Origin of the sequence: Rhodococcus sp. IEGM 1366, from assembly GCF_033142425.1 — a bacterium.
Classification (GTDB): Bacteria; Actinomycetota; Actinomycetes; order Mycobacteriales; family Mycobacteriaceae; genus Rhodococcus_F; species Rhodococcus_F globerula.
The window spans coordinates 484,270-497,059 of the sequence record NZ_JAWLRZ010000008.1 but is presented as its reverse complement, the minus strand read 5'-3'; the positions used below and the strand labels follow the sequence as shown (position 1 = coordinate 497,059).

Here is a 12,790-nt window from a genome sequence, read left to right as displayed (position 1 = left end):
GAATTCAGCTCAGGCAGTAGGGTTGCGCAGGTCGTACTGAACCGGATCGGTGATGACAACGTCACCGTCGAACGTCATCCGGTACATCATCGAGTTCGAGACGCGCTGGAAGATCCCGAACGGCTCGACCGCACTCGGCGTCCAAGCGGGCACAAGGCCCGCCATGTCAAGGGCCTTGGCATTCTCGAATCCCTGCATGACCGTGTTCTTGTTGACATCCTTGAGATCCTTTGCGACCTCACCGAATGCGCGCACCGTCAACCACGGGTTCATCGCGTCGCCGTTGAGGTTCTCGCGCCCCAGTTCGTCCTTACCGGACTTCTCCATGTCTGCCAGGAAATCCTTCAGACCGGGAAAGTCGTCGGTGCTCGACGACGCTGCGGGAGTCGGGCCGGTGTACGTCGAGGACGTGGCGAAGGTGCCGAGATCCTGCAGGTCCGCCTGGGAGAAGCCCGCCGACCCCAACGCGAAAGTCAGCTTCGATCCGAGCTGCTCGAACGACTGCGCGATCGGGTTCGCGTCGGCCGCGCCCAGCGCCATGATCACGCCCTGCGCGCCGTTTCGTTCTGCCGCCGCGATGAATTGGGTGTAGTCGGTCGCACCGGTACCCACTGCGACGTCGTTGACGATCTCCGCCCCCTTGGCCTGCACCGCAGGGGTCAGCAAGCCGACCAGCTGGGCGGTTACCGGAAGGTCGGGGCGCATCAAGGAAAGCTTGGTCTTGCCCTGTGCCACCAGCATGTCGATCATTCCGTACAGGTTGAGCAGTGAACCGGAGAACGGCGTGTAGACGTTGGTCGCGGTGAAGTCGGCCATGTTCACCGGGTTCAGCCCGATGCGGGCGATTCCGGCGTCCAGCAGGATCTTCGACGATGCCTCCGACGAAACCGGAGTGAAGTCCGCGAGCGTCGCGACGGCCCCCTCGGAGACCATCTTGTTCGCGCAGTCGACCTCCTTGTTCGGATCACCCATGGAGTCGCACTGAATCAGCTCGAGGGGGCGTCCGTTCACGCCGCCCCGATCGTTGAAAGCGTCGACCGATGCGACCATGCCGGCGGCGTAAGCGGCGGAGCCGAGCCCCGGCGCCTCGATCGGAGCGATCTGACCTACCTTGATCGGATCTCCGGTCGCGGCGTTCTCGGACGGGTCCGAACCACTATCGCTGCTACAGCTCGACACGAGCAGTCCTACAGCCGCGAGCGCGGCGATTGCTGGGGTCATTCTCTTCAAGTTCACGTGCGCGTCCTTTTGTGTGTAGACAGCGATGTTTCGGACGCCCTGCCCTGGCCTGATCCACTGAGCTGCGACTACTCAGCCGAGGAAGCGCCAGTCCGTCCGACTTGGCAGCAGCGTATTAGAGCGAGTCGCTCCGTAAGGGCGGTTTCGCGAAATTACGTTACGGAGCGCTATGCAATGTTACGTTTTGCCTGGTTCGCGCACGGCTCGACAAGCTCCCGCAGGCTGAATGTTCAGCCGCAGGCTTGATCACCCGCGCGGCCGAACATTCAGCGCGCGACGCCGCGCACGCACGCCCGATCGAACCGCTCCCGCACCCGTTCGAAGTCCCGCAGATCCGCCCACACCCAGCGGAATACCTCGAACCCCGCATCTCGGATTGCGTCCTCGCGCAGTTTCTCGCGCTCCACCACCGCACCCGGATTCTCGCTGCGGTACTTCACCATGCCGTCGAACTCGCCCACCACCCCGAATTCTTCCCAGAAGAAGTCGACCCTCCCGATGAACCGTCCGCCGAGGCGGATCTCCTGCTGCAAGGTCGGCATCGGCCATCCGTCGGCGCGCATGCGCACCCGGCTGATGGACTCCCCTGGGCTCTCGGCACCGGGTTCGATGAACTCGGCAACCACCCGCGCCCGGCTCATTCCGCGGCGGCCGTGCAAACGTTCGAGCACGGATGCAAGATCGTCACGTCTCATCCCCCGGCGCAGTGCACAGTCGCCGATCACCACGGCATTCTCAAACGATGTCGTGCGCGCGATATCGACAATCGTGCGCGCCAGCGACGTCGTTGCCACACCGTCGACAAGCACGATCTCCTCCGGAACCAGCGGTGCCGGATGAAGGTGGAAGGTGGCACTCTTTCGCCCACCCGAGCTTCTGTTCCGCGTCACGTGCACAACATTCAGGCCTAACCCGCCGCAGTCCAGACCGTGCATCACTGCCGCGGATACATAGCTGACGATTGCGCCTGGTCCGCAGGCTGCAGCGGTGGCGAGGGCGGTGTGGCGGTGACGGGCTCGCGCATCGAGTTCACGGTAGTGATCGGCCCGCATGTAGATTCCCGCTGCGATTCGGTGCAGCTCTCCGCACCTGACGGCCCGCTGCAACTGCGCGTCGCTGATGCCGTCCCGATGGGCCTGTGCCCGCGTGAGAATTCCCATGTGGCGAGCGTGCCGCCTCTATCGGCGTACGTCAGCAACAAATGTTGGGCTGGGGATAACGCTGGCACTGTGGAGAAGGCGGCCGCTATGGATAACACTGCCGCGCGCAGAATCAGCACACGCGCGCTCGATCAGGGCTGCGGCTGCATAATCGCCCTGCGGCGCACCCCGCTGTCACCCTCGCACGGCTGCGCAAGTTCCACGCAAGGCAAATGCAAGCGCACTCTGTCACGCTTGATCCCATGAACCACACAGCTTCACCTCTTGCCATCGAGGCCGAGGGCCTAGTCAAGATGTTCGGTGAGCAACGCGCTGTCGACGGAGTCAGCCTCACCGTGCCCACTGGATCGGTGTTCGGCGTGCTCGGCCCCAACGGCGCGGGCAAGACCACCACCGTTCGCATGCTCGCCACCCTCCTGCGCCCCGACGGCGGTGAGGCCCGCATCTTCGGCCGCGATGTCAGCCGCGAACCCGTGGCAGTGCGATCCCTGATCGGCGTGACCGGGCAATACGCGTCCGTCGACGAGGACCTGACGGCCACCGAGAACCTGGTGATCTTCTCCCGTCTGCTCGGTCTGAGCCGCAAGGACTCCCGCAAGAAATCACTCGAGCTTCTCGAGGAATTCGACCTCACCGAAGCCGCAGCCAAACCTCTCAAGAACTTCTCCGGCGGAATGCGTCGACGCCTCGACCTCGCGGCCAGCCTGATCGCCCGCCCGCCTCTGTTGTTCCTCGACGAACCCACGACCGGCCTCGATCCGCGTACCCGCGCCCAGATGTGGGAGACGATCAGGCGACTGGTCGCCGAGGGTTCGACGGTCATGCTGACCACGCAATACCTGGACGAGGCCGATCAGTTGGCCGATCGGATCGCGGTGATCGACCGTGGCCGAGTGATCGCAAACGGCACAGCCGACGAGCTCAAGGCGTCGGTGGGCATTTCGTCGTTGCATCTCAAACTCGTCGAGCGCGATCGAACCGACGAAGCCCGATCCATTATCGCGTCGATGCTCGGTGTCGAGGTAGGTGTCACTCCCGAGGTCGGCCGGATCACCGCCCCGCTGAGCGACCCATCCGTAACCGCCGATCTCCTGATCCGTTTGCGGGAGCGCGGCATCGCCGTCGACGAGATCAACGTGCAGAAGCCCAGTCTGGACGAAGTGTTCCTCACCATCACCGGGCATCAACCCGAAGACCATGGACGCAACGACGCCGATTCCGACAACAACTCCGATCGGATTCCCGCATGACCACTACTCTCACCACTACCAAATCGCCAGTCGCCGATCTCACTTCGGCTCCGCGGCGGATCAGTCTCGAGCAGAGTTTCGCGAATACGTTCACGATGGCGTACCGCGGCATTCTCAAGATCAAGCACAATCCCGAGCAACTGTTCGACGTTGTCATCCAGCCGATCATCTTCACTCTGATGTTCACGTACATCTTCGGCGGCGCCATCGCCGGCGACGTCACGGCGTACTTGCCGACGATCATCCCCGGCATCCTCGTCCAGACGGTCATCACCGGTTCCATCGTCACCGGCACTCAGCTTCGTGAAGATATGGACAAGGGTGTGTTCGACCGCTTCAAGTCGTTGCCGATCGCCCGTATCGCTCCGCTGTCCGGCGCCTTGCTCGCGGACGTCGTTCGGTACGGCATCGCCACCACCATTACGTTCATCGTCGGTTTTGCCATGGGATACCGCCCGGCCGGCGGTGCGATCGGCATCCTGTCTGCCGCGATTCTGGTGATGGTGTGCGCGTTCTCGATCAGTTGGATCTTTGCGCTCATGGGCGTGATGATGAACAAAGCGTCTACGGTGCAGGGCGTTTCGATGCTCGTGCTATTCCCCCTGACGTTCATGTCGAATGCGTTCGTCGATCCCGCCACCATGCCGAGCTGGCTGCAGAAGTTCGTGAACGTCAATCCGGTCTCACAATTGGTGACCGCAGTTCGCGAACTCGCGAACGAAGGCCACTTCGGTATTCACGTGGTGTGGTCGCTCGTCGGAGCGGCAGTCATCGTGGCCGTGATGGCACCGCTGACCGTACGGATGTACATGCGCAAGACGTAAAGAGAGACGATTACCCACGCGACCCGCGAAGCGCGGCAAGAACTGCTTCGCGGGTCGTGGCGCGTGGGTATCTCGAAACCGTGTTCACCGCGTCAAACCACTGTTCGTCACCGACAATTCCGCGCGCGAATGCGATGAGCCGTGCATGCTGCAGCGAGGCAAAATCCTGCCGTCCCCGCATCACGACGGCCAGGGCCAACAGTTCGATGCCGGGCCCGACGTTCCCGGTCGACAGATCATAGGCACCGACGGCCGCTGCGACCGAACCCGTCAGTGGCAGGTCGGTATATCCGTTGGGATGCAACTTGATCAGACTCGACTCGACCATCCGGTGTACGTGATCCGCAACCTTCGGCGACTGCCCTGCCAGCGCGTGTGCGCATACCGCGGCAGCGCTGAGCAGGATGACAAACGGATCTCCGTACACATTGCCCATCGCGTCGCCGAGCAGATCCAGCGCCTCTCGGTACTGGCGTAGACCGAGTTCGACATGGCCCTCCGCCAGGTCTGCCTCGGCAAGATTGGCCGACATCGCCGACCGCCGCTGATGATTTTCGATCGCAGAGCTGGCGCCGACCTGCGCCAGCGCGGGCCGCAGTTGGTCCAGCAGCGCGCGGCCGCCCGCGGAATCGCCGTCGGCAATCAGCGCGCTTGCCTGAAATCCGATGAGCTGCACCGCTTCTTCGTGAGCTCCCAGACTTTCGCTGGCCGCCGCTGCCAGCGCGTAGTACTCGGCAGCTTCGGCATATCTCGTCGATTGACTGTGGACCGAGCCGACGTGTTGAGCGGCCATCGCGACGCCCCACTCGTCTCCGATCTCTCGGGCGTACCGCAGAAGATCCTCGGCATCACTACGCGCACCCCGCACATCGCCGATGTTCTCGCGCAAGTTCGACCGCGCGAACAACGCGGCCGTCCGGGTCTCGGTGTCAGCGCTGCGGACTCCTTCCGCCAACAACCGCGCAACGCCGTACCCGGAGCGGGGACTATTCAGCAATCGGATGAAAAACACGAACATCGGCCGCAGATCGCCGCGCTCGCGCAGCATCTTTCGGAGGCGAACCCTTGCTCGAACGTGATCGCGACTGAGTTCGGCGAACAATAGATGCATCGCCACCAGCATGAACGTCGTGGCCGCCAAGTCGCCGTCGACGTCACGTAGGTCGTGATCTCGAGTTGCTTCGATTACCTTCGGTGCCCAGTTCGCTACTTCCGTGTGTGCACCCCGAATCGACCAGAGCACTCCGAGAACCGGGAAGACACTCGCTGTGGTCACGCCGTCTTTGCCGTCGGCTGCCCAACGCAGCACCGCAAGGAGATTGTCATGTTCGGCGTCGATCTCGCCCACAAGGCGCAGCTGATCGGAACGAGCCCGTCGGCGAGCGTCCCCGGCGATCGCGACGGCCCAGCCACTAAGTCTCCGAAGAACTTCCGTCCCCTCACCGAGATCGCCGAGTTTCTCCTCGCCGTATTCGCGAACCGTCTCGAGCATGTGGTAGCGCAACCCGTCCGGCCCGTCGACGACGGTAAGCAACGACTGGTTGGCCAGAGCCTCGATCGCGTCGGCTATGTCATCCACGCCGTCCCACTCGGCGACCGCTCGCGCCGAAGACAATGTGAAACCTGCCGGGAATCGGCACAATCGAGCTAGTGCCACTCGATGCTCGGGGCCGAGCAGATTCCAACTCCAGTCGATCACCGCGTGCAGAGTGCGATGGCGATCGGGCGACGTGGGGTCACCGGATCGCAAGAGCGCGAAGCGATCACTCAGGCGCGCCGAAATTTCCTCGACGCTCATCGTCCGCACGCGGGCCGCCGCGAGTTCGATGGCCAACGGCAAGCCGTCGAGCGTCGCGCACAGCTTTCCGACGGCCACCAAATCGAGATGTACGGACGGTCGCACGGCTCTGGCCCGAGCCGTGAACAATTCCACCGCAGACCCGGAATCACCGTGAATCTCCAACGGAGGCAACGGATAGACGACCTCTGCACTGAGCATGAGCGGTGATCGACTTGTCGTCAGAACGGTCAACTGAGCACTGGCTGCAATCATCTCGGCAACGATGTCCGAGCACGCCCCGAGTACATGTTCACAGTTGTCGAGAATCAACGTCATCGGACCGGCCGAAAGAACCTCGACCAACCGCTCGCGGGCGGAGTGCGTTCGCCCGACTGTCAGGCGACCTGGTGCCAGATCGGCTTCACTGATTCCGAGGGTGCTACCGATCGCCGCGATCACGTCGTCGCTGCTTCGCAACGACGCCAGTTCGACCAGAACAACGGACGTGCGGGCCGAGGCCCGCGACCCCAATTCGTGTGCCAGACGGGTTTTTCCCGCGCCGCCGGGTCCGAGGATCGTGACGACGCGAGACCGTTCGAGGAGTGCCTCGATTCTCTCGATATCGTCTCGGCGGCCGAACATGGCGTTGGGTGCCGCGCGCAAACCGATCGCGCGGGAACTCCGGGCCGCCGCAGTCGACGCAGTCGGCGCAGCGAGCAAGTCCGCGTTCAGCGCCACCAGAGCCGGCGATGGATCAACGCCCAACCGGTCAGCCAGGCGCTCGCGGTGCACCGCGAACATCTCGAGCGCCTCGTTGACACGATCCGAGCCTGCGAGCGATCGCATCAGGTTCCCGGCAGCGGTGTCGTCGAAAGGATTGTCGGCGTGAGCTTCTCGCGCAAGAGGAAGTGCCTCGGAGAAATCCCCGAGCTCGAGCAGCGAGCGCAGTCGCAGTGTGACAAGTTCGCGGCGCAGGCTCTTGGCACGCGAAGCCAACTGCTCACCCGCCGGCCCGACAACATCGTCGCCCGGGCTCCCCCGCCAGAGATTCAGAGCTGCAGTGACTCTCGTCAGCAACTCGCGCGGGTGTGCGTCAATACCGCGAAGCGCTCGGACCTCGTCTTCGGCTCGCGCGAGATCAACCTGATCCCGTGTCACCGTGAGCCGATAGCCCGCCGACGTCACCTCCAGGGCGCCTTCCGGGAGCGCGGATCGCAGCCTGGACACCTGCGTGTGTAGGGCATTGGTCGGTGAACGCGGCGGCTCCGACCCCCAGATGTCGGAGATCAGGCTCTGCGGCGAACATGGATGCCCCGGATCGAGCGCCAACGCGGTGAGCAGGGCGCGCGCTCGCGGCCCGGGCACTCCGACCCACCGATTCGCCGCCCCGATCGACACGGGGCCGAGCAGAGTTATGCCAGTCACGTCTCGAGTCTTGTCCTGATCCACCGCGTTCGATGGTATTGCACAGTGCAAAGATCGTTGTATGGCTACAGCTGCTCAATGGATCGAAGGCGCGAGACCGCGCACCCTCCCGAATGCGATTGCCCCGGTGCTGGTCGGCACCGGAGCAGCGGCGTCACTGGATCACGCGGTGTGGTGGAAGGCGCTCCTCGCGCTGATCGTTTCCCTGGCTTTGATCATCGGGGTGAACTTCGCGAACGATTACTCCGACGGAATTCGCGGGACGGACGACGATCGCGTCGGGCCGATTCGCCTGGTCGGATCGAAGCTGGTCAGCCCCGGCACCGTCAAGGCCGCAGCCATCGGTTGCTTCTCCGTCGCGGCTGTTGCCGGATTTGCCCTGGCCGCTACGACGGCGTGGTGGCTGGTCGCGGTTGGCGTGTTCTGCATCATCGGCGCCTGGTACTACACGGGCGGCAAGAAGCCGTACGGGTACAGCGGATTCGGCGAGATCGCCGTGTTTGTGTTCTTCGGCCTGGTCGCAGTTCTGGGAACTCAATTCGTGCAGGCGGAACGCATTGATCTTGCCGGACTTGCCGGCGCCGTTGCCATCGGTTCCTTCTCTAGCGCGGTTCTTGTGGCCAACAACTTGCGAGACATCCCGACGGACTCCGAATCCGGCAAGATCACACTCGCCGTCCGCCTCGGCGACGCGAAGACCCGCACGTTGCACGTCGTCCTGCTGGCTGTTCCGTTCATCGCAACACTGCTGCTTGTTCTACGAACACCGTGGGCGCTGCTCGGACTGCTCGCGTTGCCACTTGCAGTCCGAGCCAACGCACCACTGCGCTCGGGCGGTCAGGGCATGGCTCTCATTCCTGCCCTGCGCGACACCGGACTCGCAATGCTTGTCTGGGGTGCCGCGACGGCAGTTGCGCTCAGCCTGGCCTGATCAGCGAAAGCTTGATCAGCGAAGGCCCTGATCAGCGATTCTCGGGCACAAACGCGCTGAGGACGAAGTTCACGACGGAGATGATCAGTGCGCCCCAGACAGCGGTCCAGAATCCGTCGACGGTCAAGCCGGCGTCCAGTGACGTCGAGATCCAGGCCGTCAACATCAGCATGAGCGCGTTGATGACGAGCGTGAACAACCCGAGCGTGAGAATCAACAGCGGGAGGGACAGTAGCTTCAGCAACGGCTTGATGAACGCGTTGACGACGGTGAAGATCAGCGCAATTATGGCGATGACCAGGATGTTTCCCCACGTATCGTCTTGATTGCTGTCGATGGTGATTCCGGTGACCCACATGGAGGCGAGCCAGATAGCTATTCCGTTGACTATGAGACGTGCCAGAAATGTCATGTCTGAATGCTGGCACATGATCCCGTCATGTCGTGGCGTCTAGGCCGCTGGGCGCATCGCCGATTCCAGCCGGCTACGGATCTCGGGGATGCTGACCTGCGCTTCGAGTGCCGTGCGCGTCGGACCATCGGCGACACGCAGGATGCCGAGGAGTATGTGCTCGGCGCCGATGTGGTTGCTCTTGTGCGCAATCGCTTCCCGCAGTGACAGTTCGAGAACCTTCTTCGCGTCCTTCTCAAATCTCGAGCGCGGGAAGGCGAATCTGCTACGACGCGAACCGATCCCGGCAGGCACGGCAGGCTCGTCGAGCGCTCCCTTCCCGAACGCTTGCTCGAGGCTCTCCCGAATGGCGGCCAGGTCGATGCCTATCGACGCCAGCACATCGGCGTCTTGATCAAGATCGTTCGTCGGAGTCTCGCTGTGCAGCGATTCGGCGGTGACACCGCACTCGCGCAGGGTCGTGGTGGCGATGCCACGGTCGGTGGCCAGAAGTGCTTCCAACAATTCCTGGGGAGTCACCTGATCGGCACTGCCGACCGCGTCGACGACAACCGCGCGGGCGTCTGCGGTAAACCTCTCGAACATTTCCCTACCTGCCTTTCCCTCGTTGCGACTCTGCGCTTGCATGCTTCTTGTGGACGGCCTGACGGCTCACCTCGAGAGTCTCGGCAATCGCTTGCCAGGACCATCCCTGCTTGCGCGCGTTGGCAACCTGGATGGCTTCGAGTCGTTCGAGCAGTCGTCGCAGCGCCCGAACGGCCCGCAGGCCCTCCGCTGGATCGGGACTGCCTGCGGCGGTGGCGAGTGAGGTCGCTTCGGTCATGTTGTCAATATAGGTTGACAACCGGCGGGCGTCAACCAAAGTTGACACATTGGGGCGAATGGCAGCCAGTGATCAGTAACTCGCCACGGCGCCGTCCACCGCACGCTGCAGATCGCCTTGTACGACGCGAGCGATGTCCATCGGTTTTCCACCCAGGTCGACTACCGGAGTGCCGATGAAAACCCGGGCGCTCTTGACCTGACCCGCATCCGGCCCGTAGCTGATTCCAACCGACAGGAGCGCAGGCGAGCATCCCAATTTCTCTGCGCGCGAAACGATGTGGCCGATTCCGCTGTTGACGTGCTGCAGCGTCCGGGGATCCTCGGTATTGCAGGTTCCCTCGGGGAAAATCGCCAGACAGTCCCCCTCGCTCAAGCGCTGCGCCGCAACGTCCATCATCACGCGGCCCGCGTCCGACACGGCCCGCAGTCCGTGATTCTTGCTGCGGAACACCGGAATGCTGCCCATCATGTCGACCTTTTTGCGCTGAGCTGGATCAACGAAGAGCTCATCCTTCGCCAGCACGCGAGTCCGCCCGATCACACGCCGCAGTGGGGTGCGCCACGCCGTCGCCGCAAGCGTGAATTGGTCACTCTCCGTAAGGTGATTGACCGCAACCACCAGTTGCGTCCCACGCCCGAGTAGAGCCGCCAACGCGGCTTCCGCGCCAGGTGCATAAGCAATTCGCGGACGATATTTCAGTGCCAGCGCGGCATAGGCAAGCTTGGCCACGAACCGATTCTGCTGGTGACCGCGGTAGTACTCGTACACAGCCTCGTAGTTGTCGAGCGAAACCTCGGGAGCGTCCATAGGCCAAACGATACACAACCTACGGTTGCGTAGGTTTGGGATTCCGGGCGACTCGGTTGGGGCGAAATTCGACACTCGAGGTACAACGGATTCTGTGATTCGCTTGGCTGTCCCCGATGACCTACCTGCACTGCAACTGATCGAAACAGCCGCGGGTGAGCCCTTCCGAGACGTTGGAATGGACGCCATCGCCGACGATCCGCCCCCGACTCTCGACGAACTCACGAAGTACCTCGAAGCCGATCACATCTGGGTGATGACCGATGCCGCGAACACAATTCTCGGATACGCCCTTGTCGACATCATCGACGTCGGGGTTCATATCGAGCAGGTATCAGTGCACCCCCTGCACTCACGCAAAGGCTTCGGCGCGCAGTTGATCGACTCCATCGCCGATTGGGCTGGAGCACACCATCACCACGTGGTGACCCTGACTACGTTTGCCGACGTCCCCTGGAACGCGCCCTACTACGAGCGACTCGGATTCGAGCGCATACCCGAGAGCACGATGTCCCCGGATCTCATCCGGATCCGCACGCACGAGCAAGCGGCCGGACTCGATTCATGGCCCAGGATCACGATGAGCCGTCCAACGCTCAGGCGCCGGCCGTCCACGTCCCGGATCGGATGAACTCGTCCAGAACCGCTGTCGGCGTCTCGAGTGAAATACCTTCGGACGCAACCCAATCATCGTTGTAGTACGTCCCCGAATAGCGTTCTCCGCCGTCACAGAGCAAGGTGACGACGCTGCCGCTTCGTCCTGCCGCCATCATCTCCGCAATCAAGGCGAAGGAGCCCCACAGATTTGTTCCGGTGGAACCACCGACCTTGCGCCCCAACGCGTCACTGGCGTGACGTGCGGCAGCAATGGAGCCGGCGTCGGGCACCTTGATCATCCGATCGACGACCTGACCGACAAACGAAGGCTCGACGCGAGGTCGACCGATGCCTTCGATTCGCGAGCCGCGAGTACCGACTATGGACGGATCACCGGCCCACCAGGCGTCGAAGAACACCGAGTGTTCGGGATCGACGACACACAGCCCGGTGTCGAATTTGCCGTAGCGCAGGAAGCGGCCGATGGTCGCGCCCGTTCCACCGGTGCCTGCGCCGACGACAACCCACTCCGGGACCGGGTTTTCCTCACGTTCGAGCTGAGTGAAGATCGACGCGGCGATGTTGTTGTTTCCACGCCAGTCCGTTGCGCGCTCGGCATGAGTGAACTGATCCATGTAGTGCCCACCCGACTCGCGCGCGAGCCGCTGGGATTCGGAGTAGATCGACGACGGGTCGGTGACGAAGTGGCAACGTCCGCCGTGCGCTTCGATCAGGGCGATCTTCGCGGGACTGGTGTGAGCGGGCATCACAGCCACGAATTCGAGCCCCAGCAACTTCGCGAAGTACGCCTCACTGACGGCCGTCGATCCGGACGAAGCCTCGATAACGGGCGTGTGTTCGGTAACCCAACCGTTGCAGATGGAATACAGGAACAACGAGCGCGCGAGACGGTGCTTGAGGCTGCCGGTGATATGCGTCGACTCGTCTTTGAGATAGAGCTGGACGGGCCAGTCGTTCGGTAGCGGGTACCGCAGGAGGTGGGTGTCGGCGCTGCGCTGAGCGTCGGCTTCGATCAGTCGGACCGCGTTGTCGACCCAACTTCTCGCACTACGGCGCGAGACGTCGACCACCTCCGACGTCACCGCTGGTCACCACGCAGTTTGGCGCGCAAATCGTCGCGATCTTCGCGACGCTGAGCGTCAACTGCGGCAATGCCGACATTGACGCGCTTACGCAACTTGGCAAACAGCAGAAGCGAGAGCGGAAGCGCGATCAACACGGCAAACAAGGCAGCTACGAGCAGGGGAACCTCTGCACCGACAGCCTTTCCACCGAACATGATGACGGCACCGATTACGACTACCAGCACGAGTCGGGCAACTGAGTACAGCACGACATCTCTCGCCAATTGCCCCTTCGTGACAACCCCACCAGAGGCAATTGCTTGCCCAGAGTTAACGGGCTCCGACTTGGCCAGGTCGGGCGTAGAAGGCTGGTTTTCCGGACGTTCAGGCAACTTACTCACACTGCAAGGTTACCTACTCCGGGCGACTAAAATAATCGGCCCGCTTTATCCGG

13 protein-coding genes are annotated in these 12,790 nt (G+C 62.8%); 4 read left to right on the top strand and 9 right to left on the bottom strand.

Annotation, left to right across the window (positions count from 1 at the left end):
- Window positions 1–9 precede the first annotated feature (9 nt).
- Both R4P64_RS25905 and R4P64_RS25900 read right to left on the bottom strand, forming a co-directional pair.
- A complete protein-coding gene (locus R4P64_RS25905) occupies window positions 10–1,236 on the bottom strand; it encodes an ABC transporter substrate-binding protein (RefSeq protein WP_116538726.1) in 1,227 nt (408 codons plus the stop codon).
- 269 nt (window positions 1,237–1,505) lie between these two features.
- Window positions 1,506–2,399, bottom strand: coding sequence for a hypothetical protein (locus tag R4P64_RS25900; protein WP_317823223.1), 894 nt, complete (start codon window positions 2,397–2,399; stop codon window positions 1,506–1,508).
- A 242-nt stretch (window positions 2,400–2,641) separates the two neighbouring features.
- Here R4P64_RS25900 and R4P64_RS25895 point away from each other — a divergent pair, with 242 nt between their 5' ends.
- Both R4P64_RS25895 and R4P64_RS25890 read left to right on the top strand, forming a co-directional pair.
- Complete coding sequence (locus R4P64_RS25895; protein WP_033235454.1) at window positions 2,642–3,649, top strand: daunorubicin resistance protein DrrA family ABC transporter ATP-binding protein; 1,008 nt, start codon at window positions 2,642–2,644, stop codon at window positions 3,647–3,649.
- A complete protein-coding gene (locus R4P64_RS25890) occupies window positions 3,646–4,473 on the top strand; it encodes an ABC transporter permease (RefSeq protein ID WP_033235455.1) in 828 nt (275 codons plus the stop codon). Before R4P64_RS25895 ends, R4P64_RS25890 begins: the two co-directional genes overlap by 4 nt.
- 10 nt (window positions 4,474–4,483) lie before the next feature.
- Here R4P64_RS25890 and R4P64_RS25885 read toward each other — a convergent pair whose 3' ends face one another.
- Window positions 4,484–7,678, bottom strand: coding sequence for a BTAD domain-containing putative transcriptional regulator (locus tag R4P64_RS25885; protein WP_317823221.1), 3,195 nt, complete (start codon window positions 7,676–7,678; stop codon window positions 4,484–4,486).
- A 61-nt stretch (window positions 7,679–7,739) separates the two neighbouring features.
- On the opposite strand from R4P64_RS25885, the gene R4P64_RS25880 reads away from it, so the two are divergent.
- Complete coding sequence (locus tag R4P64_RS25880) at window positions 7,740–8,609, top strand: 1,4-dihydroxy-2-naphthoate polyprenyltransferase (RefSeq protein WP_045063810.1); 870 nt, start codon at window positions 7,740–7,742, stop codon at window positions 8,607–8,609.
- A gap of 31 nt (window positions 8,610–8,640) precedes the next feature.
- Here R4P64_RS25880 and R4P64_RS25875 read toward each other — a convergent pair whose 3' ends face one another.
- The 4 genes from R4P64_RS25875 to R4P64_RS25860 all read right to left on the bottom strand — a co-directional run bounded on the left by R4P64_RS25875 (window position 8,641) and on the right by R4P64_RS25860 (window position 10,654).
- Window positions 8,641–9,021, bottom strand: a complete 381-nt coding sequence (locus R4P64_RS25875; RefSeq protein WP_033235458.1) for a phage holin family protein — start codon at window positions 9,019–9,021, stop codon at window positions 8,641–8,643.
- Between the two features lie 39 nt (window positions 9,022–9,060).
- Window positions 9,061–9,606: a Clp protease N-terminal domain-containing protein gene (locus R4P64_RS25870; RefSeq protein ID WP_317823220.1), complete on the bottom strand. Its 546-nt coding sequence runs from the start codon at window positions 9,604–9,606 to the stop codon at window positions 9,061–9,063.
- Window positions 9,607–9,610: 4 nt separating this feature from the next.
- Window positions 9,611–9,844 (bottom strand): HTH domain-containing protein, encoded by a 234-nt coding sequence (locus R4P64_RS25865; protein WP_033235460.1) that lies wholly within the window; start codon window positions 9,842–9,844, stop codon window positions 9,611–9,613.
- A 72-nt stretch (window positions 9,845–9,916) separates the two neighbouring features.
- The gene (locus R4P64_RS25860) at window positions 9,917–10,654 is read right to left on the bottom strand and encodes a lysophospholipid acyltransferase family protein (protein ID WP_233365671.1); all 738 of its coding nucleotides are present in this window, start codon (window positions 10,652–10,654) and stop codon (window positions 9,917–9,919) included.
- Between the two features lie 94 nt (window positions 10,655–10,748).
- Between R4P64_RS25860 and R4P64_RS25855 the strand changes: the two genes are divergently transcribed.
- Window positions 10,749–11,285, top strand: coding sequence for a GNAT family N-acetyltransferase (locus R4P64_RS25855; RefSeq protein WP_172936301.1), 537 nt, complete (start codon window positions 10,749–10,751; stop codon window positions 11,283–11,285).
- On the opposite strand, the gene R4P64_RS25850 is transcribed toward R4P64_RS25855, so the two are convergent.
- Window positions 11,251–12,354 (bottom strand): PLP-dependent cysteine synthase family protein, encoded by a 1,104-nt coding sequence (locus R4P64_RS25850; protein WP_317823218.1) that lies wholly within the window; start codon window positions 12,352–12,354, stop codon window positions 11,251–11,253. The genes R4P64_RS25855 and R4P64_RS25850 overlap by 35 nt on opposite strands.
- Window positions 12,351–12,737: a DUF4229 domain-containing protein gene (locus tag R4P64_RS25845; RefSeq protein ID WP_033235463.1), complete on the bottom strand. Its 387-nt coding sequence runs from the start codon at window positions 12,735–12,737 to the stop codon at window positions 12,351–12,353. Before R4P64_RS25845 ends, R4P64_RS25850 begins: the two co-directional genes overlap by 4 nt.
- Window positions 12,738–12,790 lie beyond the last annotated feature (53 nt).